16 protein-coding genes and 1 tRNA gene are annotated in these 19,511 nt (G+C 49.7%); 8 read left to right on the top strand and 9 right to left on the bottom strand.

Translation table 11 applies throughout. The features are described from left to right. Positions 1-18: 18 nt before the first annotated feature. Both IE094_RS07795 and IE094_RS07790 read right to left on the bottom strand, forming a co-directional pair. Positions 19-834 (bottom strand): ABC transporter ATP-binding protein, encoded by an 816-nt coding sequence (locus IE094_RS07795; RefSeq protein WP_189640011.1) that lies wholly within the window; start codon positions 832-834, stop codon positions 19-21. Beyond that, a complete protein-coding gene (locus IE094_RS07790; RefSeq protein WP_189640010.1) occupies positions 831-2,792 on the bottom strand; it encodes an AMP-binding protein in 1,962 nt (653 codons plus the stop codon). The genes IE094_RS07795 and IE094_RS07790 overlap by 4 nt, the downstream gene beginning before the upstream one ends. Before the next feature lie 177 nt (positions 2,793-2,969). On the opposite strand from IE094_RS07790, the gene IE094_RS07785 reads away from it, so the two are divergent. The 3 genes from IE094_RS07785 to fghA are packed head-to-tail and all read left to right on the top strand — an operon-like array spanning position 2,970 to position 6,434. After that, positions 2,970-4,892 (top strand): PAS-domain containing protein, encoded by a 1,923-nt coding sequence (locus IE094_RS07785; RefSeq protein WP_189640009.1) that lies wholly within the window; start codon positions 2,970-2,972, stop codon positions 4,890-4,892. Then, entirely contained in the window at positions 4,889-5,599 is a 711-nt protein-coding gene (locus IE094_RS07780; protein WP_189640008.1) for a response regulator transcription factor, read from the top strand. The genes IE094_RS07785 and IE094_RS07780 overlap by 4 nt, the downstream gene beginning before the upstream one ends. A gap of 7 nt (positions 5,600-5,606) precedes the next feature. Then, complete coding sequence (fghA, locus tag IE094_RS07775) at positions 5,607-6,434, top strand: S-formylglutathione hydrolase (protein ID WP_189640007.1); 828 nt, start codon at positions 5,607-5,609, stop codon at positions 6,432-6,434. On the opposite strand, the gene IE094_RS07770 is transcribed toward fghA, so the two are convergent. Then, entirely contained in the window at positions 6,431-7,486 is a 1,056-nt protein-coding gene (locus tag IE094_RS07770; RefSeq protein WP_189640006.1) for a saccharopine dehydrogenase, read from the bottom strand. The genes fghA and IE094_RS07770 overlap by 4 nt on opposite strands. A gap of 104 nt (positions 7,487-7,590) precedes the next feature. Here IE094_RS07770 and IE094_RS07765 point away from each other — a divergent pair, with 104 nt between their 5' ends. Further along, positions 7,591-8,355, top strand: coding sequence for an SDR family NAD(P)-dependent oxidoreductase (locus IE094_RS07765; RefSeq protein WP_189640005.1), 765 nt, complete (start codon positions 7,591-7,593; stop codon positions 8,353-8,355). Here IE094_RS07765 and IE094_RS07760 read toward each other — a convergent pair whose 3' ends face one another. After that, positions 8,356-9,540, bottom strand: coding sequence for an FAD-dependent monooxygenase (locus IE094_RS07760; protein ID WP_189640004.1), 1,185 nt, complete (start codon positions 9,538-9,540; stop codon positions 8,356-8,358). It lies immediately after the preceding gene. 207 nt (positions 9,541-9,747) lie between these two features. On the opposite strand from IE094_RS07760, the gene IE094_RS07755 reads away from it, so the two are divergent. Genes IE094_RS07755 through IE094_RS07745 form a run of 3 tightly spaced genes read left to right on the top strand, consistent with a single transcriptional unit; the run spans position 9,748 to position 13,649 of the window. Beyond that, on the top strand, positions 9,748-10,959 hold the full coding sequence (locus tag IE094_RS07755) for an acetyl-CoA C-acetyltransferase (RefSeq protein ID WP_189640003.1): 1,212 nt from the start codon (positions 9,748-9,750) through the stop codon (positions 10,957-10,959). After that, positions 10,959-11,417, top strand: coding sequence for a cupin domain-containing protein (locus tag IE094_RS07750; protein WP_189640002.1), 459 nt, complete (start codon positions 10,959-10,961; stop codon positions 11,415-11,417). The genes IE094_RS07755 and IE094_RS07750 overlap by 1 nt, the downstream gene beginning before the upstream one ends. Positions 11,418-11,441: 24 nt before the next feature. Then, complete coding sequence (locus tag IE094_RS07745) at positions 11,442-13,649, top strand: 3-hydroxyacyl-CoA dehydrogenase NAD-binding domain-containing protein (protein WP_189640001.1); 2,208 nt, start codon at positions 11,442-11,444, stop codon at positions 13,647-13,649. A 77-nt stretch (positions 13,650-13,726) separates the two neighbouring features. Here IE094_RS07745 and IE094_RS07740 read toward each other — a convergent pair whose 3' ends face one another. The 5 genes from IE094_RS07740 to IE094_RS07720 all read right to left on the bottom strand — a co-directional run bounded on the left by IE094_RS07740 (position 13,727) and on the right by IE094_RS07720 (position 16,864). After that, positions 13,727-13,942 carry a DUF1127 domain-containing protein gene (locus tag IE094_RS07740; protein WP_189640000.1) on the bottom strand — a complete coding sequence of 72 codons (216 nt, stop codon included), beginning with the start codon at positions 13,940-13,942 and terminating at the stop codon, positions 13,727-13,729. Positions 13,943-14,128: 186 nt separating this feature from the next. Then, positions 14,129-14,596 (bottom strand): hypothetical protein, encoded by a 468-nt coding sequence (locus IE094_RS07735; protein WP_189639999.1) that lies wholly within the window; start codon positions 14,594-14,596, stop codon positions 14,129-14,131. Between the two features lie 83 nt (positions 14,597-14,679). Continuing rightward, entirely contained in the window at positions 14,680-16,326 is a 1,647-nt protein-coding gene (locus IE094_RS07730; protein WP_229802155.1) for a glycosyltransferase family 4 protein, read from the bottom strand. 62 nt (positions 16,327-16,388) lie between these two features. Beyond that, a tRNA-Arg gene (locus IE094_RS07725) sits at positions 16,389-16,465 on the bottom strand. An 87-nt stretch (positions 16,466-16,552) separates the two neighbouring features. Beyond that, positions 16,553-16,864, bottom strand: a complete 312-nt coding sequence (locus tag IE094_RS07720) for an ETC complex I subunit (RefSeq protein ID WP_189639997.1) — start codon at positions 16,862-16,864, stop codon at positions 16,553-16,555. 397 nt (positions 16,865-17,261) lie between these two features. Between IE094_RS07720 and uvrB the strand changes: the two genes are divergently transcribed. Beyond that, positions 17,262-19,442, top strand: a complete 2,181-nt coding sequence (uvrB, locus tag IE094_RS07715; RefSeq protein WP_308429210.1) for an excinuclease ABC subunit UvrB — start codon at positions 17,262-17,264, stop codon at positions 19,440-19,442. The last annotated feature ends 69 nt before the right edge of the window (positions 19,443-19,511 follow it).

Raw genomic sequence — 19,511 nt, 5'->3', positions numbered from 1 at the left:
GGATTGCGTTGGGGAGTATTAATCATGTGCAACCCCCAGATAGGCGTCGATCACGTCTTGGTTTGTGCGCACCTCTTCGGGTGTGCCATCGCCAATTTTCTTGCCGTAATCCATAACCACGACACGATCTGCGATATCCATCACCACGCCCATGTCATGTTCGATCAGGGCAATCGTGGTACCAAATTCATCATTCACATCCAGAATAAAGCGCGACATGTCTTCTTTTTCTTCGACATTCATGCCCGCCATGGGTTCATCAAGCAGCAATAATTTTGGTTCTGCTGCCAATGCACGCCCCAATTCCACGCGTTTTTGCAAACCGTAGGGCAAACGACCAACAGGTGTTTTGCGGATCGTTTGAATTTCCAAAAAGTCGATGATCTTTTCGACCAGTTCGCGGTTTGCGGTTTCTTCGCGTTGCGCCGCACCCCACCATTTGATCTGAGATAACATGCCCGTTTTCATATGGGTCAATCGACCTGTCATGATGTTATCAAGGGTCGACATGCCTTTGAACAGCGCGATGTTTTGGAATGTGCGTGCGATGCCTTGGTGCGCGATTTGATGCGGGCGCATGGGGCCGCGTTTTTCACCGCGAAAATGGACTTCGCCTTCTTGGGGGTGATAAAACCCGTTCATCACATTTAACATGGATGATTTGCCCGCGCCATTTGGCCCGATGATCGCGCGAATTTCGCCTTCGCGGATATCAAAGGAAATATCCTTGATCGCCACCACACCGCCAAAACGCAGCGTGATATTTTTCATTTCCATCACAGGGGCACCAATGGTGCGCCCATCTGGTGTGAGATAGCTGTCTATCGCGTTCATGCTGCCACCTTTGCGCGTTCAAAAATTTTGGCGTCACGAATTTCAAGCGTGGCGGAAATGGATCCTTTGCGCCCGTCTTCGTATGTGACCTCGGTTTTGGTGGAAATTTCGCTGCTGCCGTCAAACAGTGCGATCAACAGATCGTCGTATTTTTCCGCGATGATATTGCGCCGTACCTTTTGTGTGCGGGTCAATTCGCCATCATCTGCATCCAATTCTTTGTGCAAAATCAAGAACCGATGAATTTGACAGCCCGATAACATTTCGTCCTGCGCCACCGATGCGTTCACCTCTTCCACGTGGGATTGGATCATTTTGTACACTTCGGGATGTGCTGCCAATTCTTGGTACGATGAATAGGCGATGTTGTTCCGCTCTGCCCAGTTACCAACGGCTGTTAGATCAATATTGATGAACGCCGTGCATATTTCGCGCCCATTGCCAAACACCACACATTCCAGAATATTTGCAAAAAACTTGAGCTTGTTTTCAACGAATTTGGGGGCAAACATAGACCCGTCTTTCATTTTGCCAACATCCTTTGCGCGATCAATGATCCGCAGGTGACCAGAATCTTTTTCGATAAAACCAGCGTCACCTGTGGCAACCCAACCTTGGGCATCTTTGGTGTCTGCCGTGCTTTCTGGGTTTTTGTGATATTTCACAAACGTACCAGAAGATCGGTAAAACACCTCGCCAGTGTCGGAAATTTTCAATTCAACGCCGGGGGATGGAATGCCCACCGTATCGGCGCGCACCTGTCCATCGGGTTGTTGGGTGATGAAAACGGAGGCTTCGGTTTGGCCGTAAAGCTGTTTCAGGTTAATGCCGAGCGAGCGGTAGAAATCGAAAATCTCTGGCCCGATGGCCTCGCCCGCGGTGTAGCCAAGGCGCACACATGACAGCCCAAGCGTGTTTTTCAACGGGCCCGTGACAAACAGTTTTGCCAATTGGTATTTAATGCGATCACCAAACCCAACGGATTTCCCATCCAACAGGTTTGGCCCTACATTCTTGGCAACATTCATGCCCCATTTAAACATGCGTTGTTTGAATTTCCCCGCATCTTCCATGCGAATTTGCACGGTTGTTAACACGCCTTCGAAATAGCGTGGTGGGGCAAAGAAATAGCTAGGGCCAAGTTCACGCAAATCATCCTGCATCGTGCTCTCGCTTTCGGGGCAAGCGACGCAAAACCCAGACCAGTATGCCTGAGCAATGGAAAAGATGAAATCACCAACCCATGCCATCGGCAAATAGGCCAGAACGGAATCTGTGTGTTTCAAATTATCGAATTCAGATGTGTTTTTACCCGTTTCGATGATATTGCGGTTGGATAAAACCACGCCCTTGGGGCGGCCAGTTGTACCAGATGTATAAAGCATCACACAGGTATCGTCGTAATTTGGCGCGGCCAGTCGTGCATCCAATTCGCCCTGCAATTCGCCCGCCTTCGCCAACCCTGCGGCCTGAACATCGGTGAAATCGAACAATGCTTCGCGTTCATATTTGCGCATACCGCGCGGATCCAAAAAGACGATATTGGCCAGATTGGGCAGCTGATCTTTCACATCGATCATTTTGTCCACTTGTTCTTGATCCTCTGCCACGACAAGCCGTGCAGAACAGTGATCCAGAACAAATGCCATTTCATCGGCAACCGCGTCTTTGTACAATGGAACGGGTATTGCACCCACCGATTGTGCCGCCAACATTGACCAATAAAAATGCGGACGATTGCGCCCGACAATGGCGATGTGATCGCCCTGTTTAACCCCAAGGGTTAAAAACCCAAGTGCAAGCGCGTGAACCTCTTGCGCGGTTTGCGCCCAGGTCCAGCTTTGCCAGATTCCAAATTCTTTTTCGCGATACGCTGGGGAATCCCCATACGTTTTCGCATTGCGCGCCAATAGCTTAGGCACGGTATCCAATTGTGGATTACCCATAATCTCGGACATATTTCCTCCCAGCGTCTTGTCAGACGTGCACAGGAGCCGAATCCCTGTGCTATTCCTCGAACCTACGCTGACATTTCAGTTTTGCAAAAATTTTTCGCAAATGTAACGAATTGTATCACGGCAATTTTTTTGCAAAATCACTGGTCAATCCAGCCATCGCAATGCTAGCGATAGGCCATGAAACGCAGCAGACAAGATATCGCCGAAATGACCCAATCAGGTTTGAACCTGATTAAACAAGCCATTTCGATTTATGATAGCGATCTGCGTTTGGTGGTATCCAATCAACGGTTCAAAGACATGTTTGGCCTGCCCCAAAACCTGTTGGAACGGGGTGCTGATTTTTCCGATACAATTCGATATTTGGCAACAAGCGGCGATTATGGCGTTGTGGATGATGTAGAACAATTCGTGCGTGAACGTGTGGAACAGGCGCGCGATTTTCAACCCCATTATGTTGAACGTGTGCGCGACAATGGTATGCATATATCCGTTGAAGGCAGCCCGCTTCGCCAAGGCGGGTGGGTGACGGTTTATACCGACATCACCGAAATCCACCGCCAAGAAGACATGCTGCGCAGCCGGTCTGATGAATTGAACGCCAAACTGATACGGCGCAGCCAAGAATTGGAACATACCAACCGCGCATTACAAGCCAGCATTACTGCATTGGAAGAGGCTAAACGCGAGCTGACTGAAACCCAAGCACGCACCCAAATGACTGCGGAAATGATGCCCGCCCATTTGGCGCATGTGGATGTAAATGGGTGTTATACCTATACCAATCACAAATTGGACACGGTGGTGCCAAACCGCCCGCATGACATTATCGGCCTGCATTTTGAACAGGCCCTTGGTACCGAGGCATATCATCATATCAGACCTCAATTTGAGGATGCACTGTCGGGTCAATCCAACGTGTTTGAATTTGCCCTGCGCGACGAAAACCGCAAGGTGCGCGTCGCCTTTACCCCCGAAGTTGATACAGATGGCGAGGTTGTGGGTGTTTATTTGCTCTCGATGGACATCACAGCGGAATCCCAAGCCCGCGAAGCATTGACCCACGCGCGGCGGCGTGAATTGACCGCGCAATTAACCAGTGGCATGGCACATGATTTTGCCAATCTGTTGACGATCATATTGGGGCAACAAAACAAACTGGAATCGCTTGCCGATTTACCCGCCCCTGCCAAAGAAATCGTTGAAACAACCAAGGCCGCCGCGTTGCGTGGCGGTGCATTGTTGGATGGTCTTGCGAATTTATCGGCACAGCGCAACTTGCGCCTAGGCACGGTTGAAATGGCGAAATTCGCCAAAGGTTTTTCACAATTGGCACATGCCGCAGTGCCCGAAAATATCACGCTCGATATTCGTAACCTAACCGATGGCAAAACGCTTTTGCTGGATCAAGGGTTCACCCAAGATGCATTGTTAAATCTGGTATTGAATGCCGCCGAGGCGATGAATGGTGCGGGCGTTATCACGATAACTATTCACCACGTCCATGGTGACTGGTTGGAGTTTAACGTATCCGACACGGGCCCAGGGTTTAGCGCGCCAGCCTTGGAAAACGGGTTTGCACCATTCTTCACAACCAAGAAAAACAACACCGGGCGCGGTCTGGGTTTATCGACGGTGTTTGATTATGCCAAACTGTGCGATGGTCATGCGCATATCGGCAATCATGAAAACGGTGGTTTTGTTAAAATTCAAATTCCCTACCGCGAGGCGGAAATTGTGCCCGATGGGCTGGTTTTATTGGTCGAAGATACGGATGAAATTCGCAAAACAGTGCGTGGATATTTACGCGCCATGGGGCATTCCGTGATTGAGGCCACCAGCGGCGAAGAGGCGATGGAATTGCGTAAAATTCCAAACATCACCCACATCGTGACAGATTTGATGCTGGCGGGTGATATGACGGGGCTGGATCTGGCACAAAAGCTGCGCGAGAGCGACCAAGACACGCCCGTTTTGATCGTTACAGGATTACCCCAAAGCAATAAAATCCATCAAAAGGCACGCGAGACATTTCCTTTGCTTGGCAAACCGTTTAGCCAAGAGGAACTGCAACACATGTTCCAAAGTATTTCAAAATGAACCCGCAAAAATCGCTGATAACTATTCTGGACGACAGCCCCGAAATTCGTGAAATGTTATCTACCGCGCTCCAAGACGCGGGGTATGACACCAAAAGCTTTGGCAGATCTGGCGATTTTGAACGTGCAATTCGCACATTGTCCCCCGATGTATGCTTGGTCGATTTAGGGTTGCCCGACAAGGATGGTTTGGCGTTGGTCAACCGTTTGGCACTGGAAAGCGGTGCCGCCGTGATTATCATATCGGGGCGCAATTTGGTGCAGGATAAAATCATCGGGCTGGAACTGGGCGCGGATGATTATATCACCAAACCCTTTGAAACCGCCGAGGTTGTTGCACGCGTGCGCGCATTATTGCGCCGCAACACGCAAAAAACGGTTGAAACCACATCAAAAGTGGTGCGCTTTTCAGGCTGGATCGCGGATTTTGAACAATATCGTCTGACGGATGAAAACGGCGAAACCCAAGATTTATCCCACGCAGAAAGCAAGGTTTTGCGCATATTTTTAGATGCACCCAATCGTTTGATAACCCGCGATCAAATTTTCACCGCATTGGATCAAACGGCGGGTGAAAATTTTGATCGCGCGATTGATGTTCGCGTATCCCGATTGCGCACAAAACTGCGCGACGATCCGCAAAACCCGCAAATCATCAAAACGATTTATGGTGCAGGTTATATTTTTATTGGCAATGTAGAAGGCTAGCAAAATCATGGAAATCATTTCAGAAAACAAGTGTTTTGGTGGCGCTCAAGGCGTTTACAAACACGCATCAAACGCCACCCAATGCGACATGACATTCGCAGTGTTTATGCCAGCGCAGGCAAAACAAACCCCCGTACCCGTATTGTGGTATTTATCTGGGCTGACCTGCACCCACGAAAACGCCATGACCAAGGCATTCGCCCAAGGTTTCGCCGCTGAACATGGGCTGGCACTTGTATTTCCCGACACGTCCCCACGCGGGGATGATATTGCAAATCATGATGAATATGATTTGGGTCAGGGCGCTGGTTTTTATGTGAATGCCACGCAAAAACCGTGGGCACCGCATTTTCAAATGTGGGATTATGTAACGGATGAATTACCCGCGTTGGTTGCCAATGAATTTAACGTGCGCGGTGATGCAAACGGGATCACGGGGCATTCGATGGGGGGACATGGCGCATTAACCATCGCGATGACCCTGCCCGATCGTTATCAATCAGTTTCGGCATTTGCACCCATCGCCAACCCCACTACATCCGATTGGGGACGCAAACAGTTTAGCGCATATTTGGGCGATGACGAAACCACTTGGGTCGCGCATGATGCCAGCATTTTAATGCGTGACCACGGCTTTCATTCCCCCGTTTTAATCGACCAAGGTTTAGGCGATAATTTTCTGGATTTATTGAAACCACAATCCCTGAACGATGCCATGGCCGCGCGTGGGCAAGCGGGTGAATATCGTATGCAGGATGGGTATGATCACAGCTACTATTTTGTACAAAGCTTTATGGAAGATCACATTAAACATCACGCGGCATTGTTGAGCTAAAGCGCTGCGATTTTTTCATCAAATACGGATTTTGCGCGCGCCCAAGTGCCAAGTTTATCTTCGCTAAAGTCCAATAAAACGGGCAAGAGTTGCGCGGCGTAATCCGCACTGCTCTCCAGTGGTAACATGGATGGTAGATTATCAATCGCCATCACATCCAACACCGGCATGTCCGCCACGCGAATGATGGGCGCATCAAACCGCGTGTTATCGCCATAAATTGGGATCGGGTTATAGGGGCTGTTTGGATCACAGGCGATATCGGCAATCACGCTCAGGTTTCGTGATTTGGCAACATCATCGGCGCCAAAAAACAACGGTGTGTTGGGAGATGCCAAAATGCAGTTGAGAAAAATGTTATGCTGCGCGATTTCCGGAAACGGCCCCCCGCTTGCGGTTTCATCCATGTCCCATTTGGTGACATCCATATTCAACGCCGAAAACAGATCACCCGCGCCTGTGCCAACACGCCCAAGTGCGCCGATCACAATCGCATTGGGGCGCGGTTCAATCGCACCAAGCGCCGTTTTCAATTCATCAACAAGGGCCGCTTGGTTTGGATAACTTGGCACAGCGCCAAGCATTTCACCGCGTTGTTGTGCAATCCACGCCATCAACCCGATGGCCGCACCGGCAAACCCCGCCCAATATCCAAATGCCGCCACCCGACGCCCCGTGTCATCAACCAAAAATTCCAGATCATAAAGTGTGCCACCACCGCGTTTAAACCGATCTAGGTTTTGGGGCGCGGCATCTTGCCCCTTGAACACATGGGCGAATTGGATGTGGCGATGGATCAGCGGAAAATCCAAAATTGGCAATTCCTTTAACCCTAGGATCACCGTATCGCGCGGTGCATCCATCCATGTACCGCGATCAACCATATCACAGCCCAATGCGGCGAAATCTGCATCGTTATGCGCGCGATCATCGCTGCGTTCCACCGTGAGTTTTGCGCCCGCTTTCATTAATGCGGATGCCTCTGTTGGGGTGATGGGGCTACGATGTTCGTTATTGTGATCTTCTGCACGAAGCCAAAAATGTGGTGCCATGGATTTTCCTTTGCCGTTGACGGTTTAAACCGCAATTGATGCGCCAAGTCCATGCTTGACCCGATGTTCATTCTGCGCAAGTTTCCACCAAAAAGGATTGCGATATGACATTGCCCAAAACCCCATCATTTCGTCTAGACGGCAAACGCGCCTTGGTGACGGGGGCAAGTTCGGGCATCGGGCTTGGCTGTGCTGTAGCACTTGCCGAGGCTGGCGCAAATGTGACCATTGCCGCACGAGGTGCGGATCGATTGCAAGATATCGCAACACAAATGCGCGCCGAAGGTTGGGAAATTGAAGCATTGGTCATGGATATTGGCGATGTTGAAAACACGGCCAAACAAGTCGCGGATCACGGCCCGTTTGACATATTAATCAACTCCGCTGGTTTGGCCCGTCATAGCGAGGCCACAAAAACCACCCCCGATGATTTTGACGCGGTCAGTGATCTGAATATCAAGGGCGCGTATTTTTTGACCCAAGCCGTGGCCAAGGGTTTGATTGCGGCGGGCAAGTCTGGCAGCCTGATCAACATTTCATCACAGATGGCACATGTGGGCGGCATTGATCGCGCTATTTATTGCAGCACGAAACACGCGGTCGAAGGGTTCACAAAATCCATGGCGATTGAATGGGGTAAGCTGGGCATTCGTGTGAACACCATTTGCCCGACATTCATTCGCACACCATTGACCAAAGCCACATTTGATGATCCCGAAAAAGAAGCATGGGTGATGTCGAAAATCAAACTCGGTCGCGTGGGCGAGGTTTCGGATATCATGGGTGCCGCGGTGTTTTTGGCAAGTGACGCCAGCGCGATGGTGACGGGTACGTCATTGTTAATTGATGGTGGCTGGACCGCAGATTAATCAAGTCTGAGTGGGATCAAGCCCGTAAATCCAATCATTTTTCGCAAGCAACATTCTTGGTGCCACCTGCCCCACTGCCCAAAGTGGGGCATATGTTAAACATTGTGTCAGCTTGCCACGTCGATGGAACATGCGCAAATTGCGTGCCGAGATCGATTGAATGTTGGCCGTGCGTTTGATGCGTTTTTCAAAATAATGCGAACACCCGTTTGCGATACTTGGTGCGCTTGATACGGTATCCGCCAAGATATAGGCATCTTCGATGGCTTGCACGGCACCTTGTGCCATTGATGGTAGCATCGGGTGCGCCGCATCACCCAGCAACACCACATTACCATCCGACCATTGTTTTAGCGGCGCACGATCAAACAGCGCCCAGCGAAACATATTGGGCGATTTTTCGATGATCGTTTGAATAATTGGGTCCCAACCATCAAAATCGGCCAAGGCGTGTGATTTTTCACCCTGAACAGACCAACCTTCACGGGTCCAATCATCGGTTTCAACGATGCCTACAAAATTGGCCACCCTGCCCGCGCGAATGCGCGTGGTGACAGCGTGGCGCGAAGATCCCGCCCAAATACACCCCGCAGAAGGTGGTACATTTTCGCCCAGTTGATCCATGGGCACAACGCTGCGCCATGCAGTGTTTCCAGTGAAACGCGGTTTATCAGGGCCGATCATTTGGGCGCGAATTTCTGAACGTATTCCATCCGCCCCAATAATAAGGTCAGCATCAAACATGCGACCATCGGCACAGATCGCGGATGGCGTTCCATGCGCATTTGTATACCCCGTGACATGGCAATCGGTTTGCACCACATCACCCGCGCGCGCGATTAACGCCGCCAGCAAACCATCCAACAGATCAACGCGGTGAATTTGCACATATTTGGCACCCCACCGTTTTTGCGCCTGATTCTTTATTGGAATTTGAAAAATACGTCGCCCTGTGCGCCCCACGCGCAATTCGATACGTTCGGGTTCAAACCATTTGTTTTCAATAAACGGTGTCACGCCGAGCGCATGCAAAACCTTTAGCCCATTTGGACTGATCTGAAGCCCCGCGCCAACCTCGCCGATATTGGCCGCGCGTTCCAGCACCGTTATATCCCAGCCACGCATTGCCAAGGCCAACGCCGAAGCTATGCCGCCAATTCCCGCCCCAACGATCACTGCTTTCATAAGATTCTTTCCTTTGTCGCACCACATTCACCAACCAGCGGAAAAGGTCAATTTATTGCGCAAACGATGACGTGAACGTAAGAACGTAACGTCTAATTGAGCGATTCTGCCAAATTACACCTTGCGCCTTGCAGGGTTCACACTGTTTTATGTCGCCAGCAATCTCGCGTTTCTGACGCGGCTCAATTCACACTAAAGAGGGCTATTATGACAGACGCCTATATCTATGATGCAATTCGAACCCCACGGGGCAAAGGCAGAAAAGACGGCAGCTTGCACGAAGTGACTGCTGTGCGCCTATCTGCGGAAGTGCTGAACGAAACAGCAAAGCGCAATAACCTGACAGATACATCGCAAATCGAAGACGTAATTTGGGGCAATGTGACCCAAGTTGGCGAACAAGGTGCATGTCTGGCGCGTTCTGCGGTTTTATATTCCGATCTGGACGAAAGCGTTCCAGGCGTTTCCGTAAACCGTTTCTGTGCATCCGGTTTGGAAGCAGTGAACATGGCCGCAAACCAAGTGCGCGGCGGTGCGGGTAACGCATATATCGCTGGTGGTGTTGAAAGCATGAGCCGCGTGCCAATGGGCATGGACGGTGGTGCAATCGCCGTTGACCCATATTTGGCTATGAAAGCATATTTCGTACCACAGGGTATCAGTTCAGACATCATCGCAACCAAATACGGGTTCACCCGTGACGATTGTGATGCATACGCAGTTGAAAGCCAAAAACGTGCAGCGGCTGCGACCAAAGCAGGGCATTTCGATAAATCACGCATCATGTTGAAAGACCAAAACGGTTTGGACATTTTGGGTGTGGATGAACAAATTCGTCCAACAGATATGCAAGGTTTGGGTTCATTGCGCCCATCATTCAAAGACATGGGCGAAACCATGCCTGGTTTTGATAAAGTCGCATTGATGAAATACCCAGAACTGGAACGCATCAATCACGTTCACCACGCGGGCAATTCATCTGCGATTTCTGATGGTGCGGCGGCTGTTTTGATCGGTAACAAAGAGTTTGGCGAAGCAAATGGTTTGAAACCACGTGCACGTTTTCGTTCAACCGCAAAAATCGGCACTGACCCAACCATCATGTTGACAGGCCCCGTTCCCGTAACGGAAAAAATCCTGCGCGATTCAGGCATGAACATTGGCGACATTGATTTGTTCGAGGTGAACGAAGCATTCGCATCTGTTGTTCTGCGTTTCATGACGCATTTCAATGTTGATCATGGCAAGCTGAACGTTAACGGCGGCGCAATCGCGATGGGTCATCCATTGGGTGCGACGGGTGCGATGATCCTTGGCACGTTGCTCGATGAAATGGAGCGCAGCGACAAAGAAACCGGTCTTGCAACATTGTGCATCGGTTCTGGCATGGGTGCAGCAACCATTATCGAACGCGTATAATGCCAAAACTTGACCTTGATACGGTGCCTGTGAAAACGGGTTCGATCTATCCCGATCCTCTGGCCGCTGAAATGGTGGGGCGCACATCGTTGCGTTTGGGGGATGCGGGTGGGTTGACCCAATTTGGCGCCAATCTTGTCATCCTTGAACCAGGGGCGAAATCATCATTGCGCCATTGGCATTTGAAGGAAGACGAATTTGTCATGGTCACGGATGGTATTGTGACGTTGATCGACGATCACGGCGAAACCAAAATGAACGTTGGCGACTGTGCAGCATTTCCTGCGGGCGATGCGAATGGTCACCATTTTATCAACAAAACGGATAGCGAGGCGCGTTTTCTGGTGGTTGGCACCAAGGCCCCGACAGAAACAGCAACCTATTCAGACATCGACATGAAGTTAGAGGTAAAGGACGGTTCCTATAACTTTATGCGCAAGGATGGCTCACCTTTGTGAGCACCCATCGAAAGGGAAGAGAATATGACAGATTTTCATTATGACGTAGACGGCGACGGCGTTGCCACAATCACATGGGATTTGCCCAACAAATCCATGAACGTGCTGAACCTTGAAGGCACGGCCGAATTGGACGCATTGGTTGACAAAGCATTGGCCGATGATGCAGTCAAAGGTGTGGTTATCACATCCGCCAAGAAAGATTTCGCTGGCGGCATGGATTTGAACGTGATCAAGAAAATGGCCGAAATGGCGGGTGATAACCCCGCTCAAGGTCTGTTTGACGGGATCATGAATTTTCACCGCATCACACGTAAAATCGAGCGGGCGGGCATGGACCCAAAAACCAACAAGGGTGGTAAACCAATCGCAGCGGCTCTGCCGGGTACTGCACTTGGTATTGGTTATGAAATTCCATTGGCATGTCATCGCATTTTCGCCGCGGATAACCCAAAGGCAAAAATAGGTCTGCCAGAAATCATGGTCGGCATTTTCCCAGGCGCAGGTGGTACTACGCGCCTGTCACGCAAAATGGATATGATGACCGTGTCACCAATCCTGTTGCAGGGCAAATTGCATGACCCAATCAAAGCACAAAAAATTGGTTTGGTTGACGAAGTAGTGCCTGCCGATGAATTGCTGGCCAAAGCCAAAGAATGGGTTTTGAACGCAACGGATGCGGATATCGTGAAACCTTGGGATCAAAAAGGTTTCAAAATGCCAGGTGGTGCACCGTATCACCCTGCTGGTTTCATGAACTATGTTGGCGCATCCGCAATGGTGCATTACAATACCCAAGGCGTTTATCCAGCGGCCAAAGCATTGTTGTCTGCAATTTACGAAGGTGCGCAAGTACCTTTCGATACCGCGATCAAAATCGAAACACGTTGGTTCACCAAGGTTTTGATGAACCCATCATCATCCGCGATGATCAACACGTTGTTCACATCCAAACAAGCGCTTGAAAAAGGTGCCGTGCGCCCTGCTGGCGTGCCTGACATGAAAGTCAAAAAATTGGGTGTTCTGGGTGCGGGCATGATGGGTGCAGGCATTGCATTCGTATCCGCCAAAGTCGGGATCGAAGTTGTATTGCTGGACCGCGACCAAGAAGCGGCGGATCGTGGTTATGCCACAGTGGAAGGTTTGCTTGATGAAGGTGTGAAACGCAAAAAGGTAACACCAGAGAAGAAAGCAGAAATCCTTGGCCGTTTGACAGCAACACCAGATTACGCAGCGCTTAAGGGTTGTGATTTGATCGTCGAGGCCGTGTTCGAAGACCCAACAGTCAAAGCAGGTGTCACCAAAGACGCAGAGGCGCAATTGGAAGCGGATGCAATTTTTGCAACCAACACATCCACATTGCCAATCACCGAATTGGCCAAGGCCAGCCGCGATGATAACCGTTACATCGGCATCCACTTTTTCAGCCCTGTTCACAAAATGAATTTGGTCGAAATCATCAAAGGTAAAAACACTGGCGATGAAGCAGTGGCCAAAGCGTTGGATTTCGTGGCGCAAATCAAGAAAACACCGATCGTTGTGAATGACGAGCGTTTCTTCTATGCCAACCGTTGTATCCTGCCATATGTGAACGAAGGTATCACAATGTTGGCCGAGGGTGTGGAACCGGCATTGATCGAAAACGCTGCAAAATTGCTTGGTATGCCGCTTGGCCCATTGCAATTGGCGGACGAGGTTTCCATCGACCTGTCAGTGAAAATCATCAAGGCAACACAAGCCGCACTTGGCGATGATTACAAAGCGACAGAGGCCGAAGGCATCTTGTTCAAATTGTTCGAAGAAGAACGCATGGGGCGTAAAAACAACGCTGGTTTCTATGCCTATGACGAAAAAGGCAAACGTATCGGCATCTGGGAAGGTCTGCGCCGCGAATGGCCTGTGACCGAAGATGCGCTTGATCTGACCACCGTTCAACACCGTTTGGCGATGGCACAGGTTTTGGAAGCAGTGCGTAGCTTTGAAGATGGTGTGTTGATGGATATCCGCGAAGGCGACGTTGCCGCGATCCTTGGCTGGGGCTTTATGCCATGGTCTGGTGGCCCGTTCAGCTGGTTGGATATGATCGGGGCAGAAAAGGCTGTGGAAATCTGTGATGGTTTGACCAAAACATATGGCGAGCGTTTCACGACACCGCAAATGTTGCGCGATCTGGCTGCATCAGGTGAAACATTTTACGGAAAATACGGCCCAAAGGTTGAAAAAGCCGCATAAAAAAAGGGGCGAAAGCCCCATCATAAAATAGAAAAGGCGGGCAATTTGCCCGCCTTTTTCATGAACGAATGATCGGATTAGATCATGCGGTCACGAAAGATATAAGCAGCGATTTGATCGCGGTTAATACCGTATTTTGTTGCCAATTCGACGTCTGTCAGGTTGTTCATTTCTTCGAATTTAGAAGAACGTGAATGTGCTTCGCCAACTTTGATAAACCAGTTACCGATAGAAGATAATACTGATACTGCGATGTCGCGAACTGATGCGGTTGTTGTTGCTACTTGTGCCATTGTGACATTCCTTTCTTGGTTGTCGTGTGTTTTGTTACCTTGAATATGGGCCTTGATGGTGCGATGCACAACAATTCAAATCGCAAAGTCGATATGCGCTGAACGCATAACTTAACGTAACATCTATGCAAAATAAAAGGGCAGCAATTGCTACCCTTTTTAAAAATTAGTCAGTTTGAAAACGACTTATTTTTTCGCTGCTGGCTTTTTCGGCGTTGTTTTCTTGGCTGCCGTTTTTTTCACCGCACGGCTGGATTTGGTTGATGCCTCTTTCGCGGCCTCAACAGCTTCGTCAACCGCATCGGCAACGTCTTGGTTCACATCTTCGGCGCGATATGGTGTTGCATTGCCCGCGTTTGCTTTGCGTTCATCCAGTTTTTGCTGAAACACATCTTTTTGTGCGCGGCCAAATTTCATCACATGGCTGCCAAAAATACCCAATGCACCGCCGATCAACAGAACAATTGGCATCCCGTTTGCCCCTGCTATCGCGATCAACAATGAAGCGATCAGCATGCTGGCGACAAATGCCAAGACACGCAAATCTGGCTCTGGCAATTCCAAATGTTCCTCTATCACGCCCCCAAGCGGTTTTTCCACATAACGTGACGCGATCCCCGCAACCACACCCAATATCAGATTAAATAGCATCATACCCTCATCGCTAATGATTTATCCCCTTATATCTAGGGACTGATGTTACAGATACAAGTTTATGCACAGATGGCCGATTTCGTCTAATCCTTGCCGATAGAAATAAGGTTGTATTTCAACAGCCAGATCAAACATTTATCCAGCACCGTATCATCCATATCAAAAACACCGCGTTGCAAGGATTCATACGATGTGCGCTTTTGGTTCTGGATATATTCCAAAACAGCCGCGTAATTATCCGCCTTGGTCGATGCGCGTTTCAACGCGGGAATTTCACGCAATCGCACCATATCCAAAACCGATTGTTTTGGGTCACCCGTTGCAATCGCACAAAATCCGCGCCCCACAAATTCCGCCGCATCTGTGGGATAGCTGGCGAATAACTCACTGGGATCAAGTGCAACGGGCGCGGATTGGGATTTATAGATAAAATTTTCGTTGAGATGGTGCAAACGGTGTGCATCCAGTTCCGCCCAGAATTCTTGATACTGTGGGATCACGTTTTTCCAGTCATAGATATTTTGCGCTCGCTTGCGCCCCGCCGCGCCCATTTTCTTGCGCAATTCGGGATCATTAATCAACTGAGTGAACACGCCCGCCATCTGGGCAACGTCGATATAGGTTTGGAAACTCACCTGCCCCATATATTGGGCGTAACTGTCTGTGCCCAAATAATGGCGCAATGCTTCGGCGCGCATCGCCCCTGATTTTGGGCCAAAGGTGCCGATACGTGCACCGACATCTGATGTGATCGTATCCTTGAACCCATCCCAATCGGATACCACCACTGGCAAACCAGCTGCCATCGCCTCAACCGGGGCAAGGCCAAATGTTTCTTGGATATTATCCACGGGATGGGTGAATATATCCGCGGCGGACCATAACCCCAAGGCCATTGGCTCCTTGGTGCCATCAACATGGTGGTACTTCACGCTTGGAGCCAATTTTTGTGCGCCGTTTTCAAACACACGGCGGGTGACATTATCGCTATATGGACCAACGGCCAGAAAATGTACTTTATGCGCGGCATTTCCCGCAGCGATTTCGAGTGCCTGAAATAACGGCAGCGGATCAAATTTGCCAAAACTGTTAAGCCGCGACATCGTCAGCACCACAATTTCATCGGGTCCCACGTTCAACCGTTCACGCCATGATTTTCGTGCATTTTCATCGCGAGCAAAATCTTTGCTGTGAATGCCCAATGGGATCACAGGGGTTTGTGGGCGTGCGGGCAGTTTTCCAAATCGTTGTTCCAAAAATTGATCCGCTTGATCAAATTGATAATCAACCGATGCTTTCACCGCGTTTGATGTGCAAATAATCCCGTCCCATTCCAACACGGGTGCCGAGCGCATATCAAAAATTCCCTGCATCACGCGTTTGGTTGCGGTGGTGTGCGTAATTCCACAGATTGAAAAGGCACGCCCACCCAAATGATGCCGCCGCCAAGCCTGTTCTGACAGGTTTGGCCCTGGCATGTTTAAAACACTGGCATCCCCTGCCAGCCCTTGGCGCGATAACATGCGCGTGACGACCTCGCCATCGTAACCGATGGATTTTACAAATTCACGAAATCCGTCGCCTTGGATTTTGTTATCCACCGCACCGCACAATCGATCCGTGCCGGCGTGTTGGATAAATCCACGCAAAAACGATTCACCCGCGATGCGCCGCCCGTTTAGCGTATTTTTCTTGGGGTCAAATCCATCATTATGAAAATAGATGGCCACATCAGACGCACCAGAATTTGAAGATTTTCGCGATGACATTCCCAGCCCAGTACAACAAAATGTGGCGATCCCATCAGGACTCGAACCTGAAACCCCCTGCTTAGAAGGCAGGTGCTCTATCCAGTTGAGCTATGGGACCTTGTGATGAAGTTTTGCTATAGCTGGGGTTTGTTTTCAAGGTTAAAGGCAGCCAAAACCCGCCTTTCGTATAACCTGTGCTATTTCGTTAATGTGTCCAAACACCGCGGCGGTTGGTGGCAAAATTTTCACCATATCCACCCGCGCGCACATTGTGTTTGCGTGGTTTTGGTTCTTGGACGCTATATGCAATGCCTTTGGATTGCGCATAGGCGATTGCGGCCTCTTTGCTTTCAAATGTCAATTTGATCTGGCTGTCCATATCGCCCGAACTTGTCCATCCCATCAACGGGTCAACGGCGCGTGGTTCTTCTGGTGCATATTCCAAAATCCAATTTTTTGTTTTCGCCTGACCTGATTGCATTGCATTGCGGGCAGGTTGATAAATACGCGCGGTCATTGAACAAAACCCTTTGTGTTACGATTCCACTGCTTATCGCCAAATCTTTGCAATTGATCAAGTATTCCTTGGTGTTTTCGTCAAGGGCGTTACTGGCCAATCATTTAAGGTGAGGGGTGGGGTGGGTCAAACAATTGACCAGTAACTTTTCGCGGCTATCATCACCGAACACGCTGGTTCAGCAAGCCGAGCAACAGAACAAACCAATTAAATTGCAATACCAAGTAAATTTAACCCAATTAATCAATGCAGTATTCGTCTACGCTTTCTGTACATCTGGTTTGCAATGACTTGGTTAACAACGCGTTAAATATTCACATTATTTTTAGGACACTTGTGTTTTGGGACCTCGGTGTTGCAACCTGTCCATTCATCATCCATCTGGGAATCGTTTTTCATGTCGCAAGCCGAAGTCATCACGCAAAATCCACGCGCTCAGAAAAATAAAATGGAAGGTGGGAAAAAATTCATCCTGCATTCCGAATTTTCCCCCGCAGGCGATCAACCAACGGCCATTGCCGAATTGGTTGGTGGGCTGGAAGCGGGATCACAAAATCAGGTTTTATTGGGGGCAACGGGTACTGGTAAAACATTCACCGTTGCCAAAATAATCGAGGCCACACAGCGCCCCGCGATTATCCTGGCCCCAAACAAGACACTTGCAGCACAGCTTTATGGTGAATTCAAAAGCTTTTTCCCAGAAAACGCCGTCGAATATTTCGTGAGCTTCTATGATTATTATCAACCAGAAGCCTATGTCCCACGGTCCGACACTTACATTGAAAAAGAATCCCAAATTAACGAACAGATTGACCGAATGCGCCATTCCGCAACCCGCGCATTGTTGGAACGCGATGATGTGATTATCGTGGCATCCGTTTCATGTATTTACGGCATCGGTTCGGTTGAAACCTATACCGCCATGACACAGGATTTGTTGGTTGGCGAAAGTTACGATCAGCGCCAAATCATGGCTGATCTGGTAGCACAGCAATATAAACGCAATGACCAAGGGTTTGCACGCGGCACATTTCGTGTGCGCGGCGATAGCTTGGAACTCTGGCCCGCCCACCTTGATGATCGCGGCTGGCGTTTGTCGTTTTTTGGCGAAGAGTTGGAAAGCATCACCGAATTTGACACGCTAACAGGTGAAAAAACTGATCGTTTGGAAAAGGTTCGGGTGTACGCCAATTCACACTATGTCACCCCAGGTCCCGCAATGAGCCAAGCAATGGTCGGCATCAAGGCCGAATTGGAAACCCGCCTAAAACAATTCGAAGCCGAAGGAAAATTGTTAGAGGCACAGCGTTTGGAACAGCGCACCAAATTTGATTTGGAAATGTTGGGGGCGACGGGTGTTTGCAATGGAATTGAAAACTATTCACGCTATTTAACGGGGCGTGCACCGGGTGAACCGCCCCCCACCCTGTTTGAATATATCCCCGATCATGCCATTGTTTTCGCAGACGAAAGCCATGTGTCCATTCCCCAAATCGGCGGCATGTACAAAGGTGACTTTAGCCGTAAAATCACCCTGTCCGAACACGGATTTCGATTGCCGTCTTGCACCGATAACCGCCCGTTAAAATTCGAAGAATGGGATGCGATGCGTCCACAATCGGTGTTCGTGTCCGCCACCCCGCAAAAATGGGAATTGGAACAATCGGGGGGGATTTTTGCCGAACAGGTTATTCGCCCCACGGGGTTGTTAGATCCGCCCGTTGAAATTCGCCCCGTTGAAACGCAGGTCGATGATTTGCTGGATGAAATTCGCATCGTGGCGGATGCAGGCAATCGCGTTTTGGTGACAACCCTGACCAAACGCATGGCCGAAGACCTCACTGAATATTTGCACGAACAGGGTATTCGCGTGCGTTATATGCACAGCGATATCGACACGATTGAGCGTATCGAAATCCTGCGCGATTTGCGGTTGGGTGCATTTGATGTGCTGATCGGAATCAACTTGCTGCGCGAAGGATTGGACATTCCTGAATGTGGATTGGTCGCCATTCTGGATGCGGATAAAGAGGGTTTTTTACGCTCTGAAACATCTTTGGTGCAAACCATTGGACGTGCGGCGCGTAACGCCGATGGACGTGTGATCATGTATGCGGATCGCATCACGGGCAGCATGGAACGCGCGCTTGGCGAAACCAACCGACGGCGCGAAAAACAACATGCCTATAATATCGAACATGGCATTACACCGCTGACGGTAAAGAAAAACGTCGAGGATGTATTACAAGGCGTGTTTGGTGGTGACACAGATGAATCGCGGATCACCGCAAAAACCAAATCGGCCAATTTGATCGGCGCAAATTTACAAGCGCATCTGGATGGCTTGCGCAAGGATATGTTGAAAGCCGCCGAAAATTTGGAATTCGAAGAGGCCGCACGCATCCGCGACGAGGTCAAACGCCTAGAGGCGGTGGAACTAGCCGTGGCGGAAAACCCAATGGCACGCCAATCCGTGATCGAAGCCGCCGTTGATGACGCAATCAAAAAATCGGGACGTAGCTCGGCTGGTAAGGGCGGGACGCGCGTGCGCAAGGGCAAGACCCAGCGACGGTTTTAAATGACATACCTAGCTGAAAAGCTAGGTTACAATATTAATTCTTTGATTTAAACTTTTCATAATGAAACA

This window comes from Paramylibacter ulvae, assembly GCF_014652655.1.
GTDB classification, from domain to species: Bacteria; Pseudomonadota; Alphaproteobacteria; order Rhodobacterales; family Rhodobacteraceae; genus Amylibacter; species Amylibacter ulvae.
Note: the sequence above shows the minus strand (reverse complement) of the source record. Positions and strands in the feature narration are given on the sequence as shown.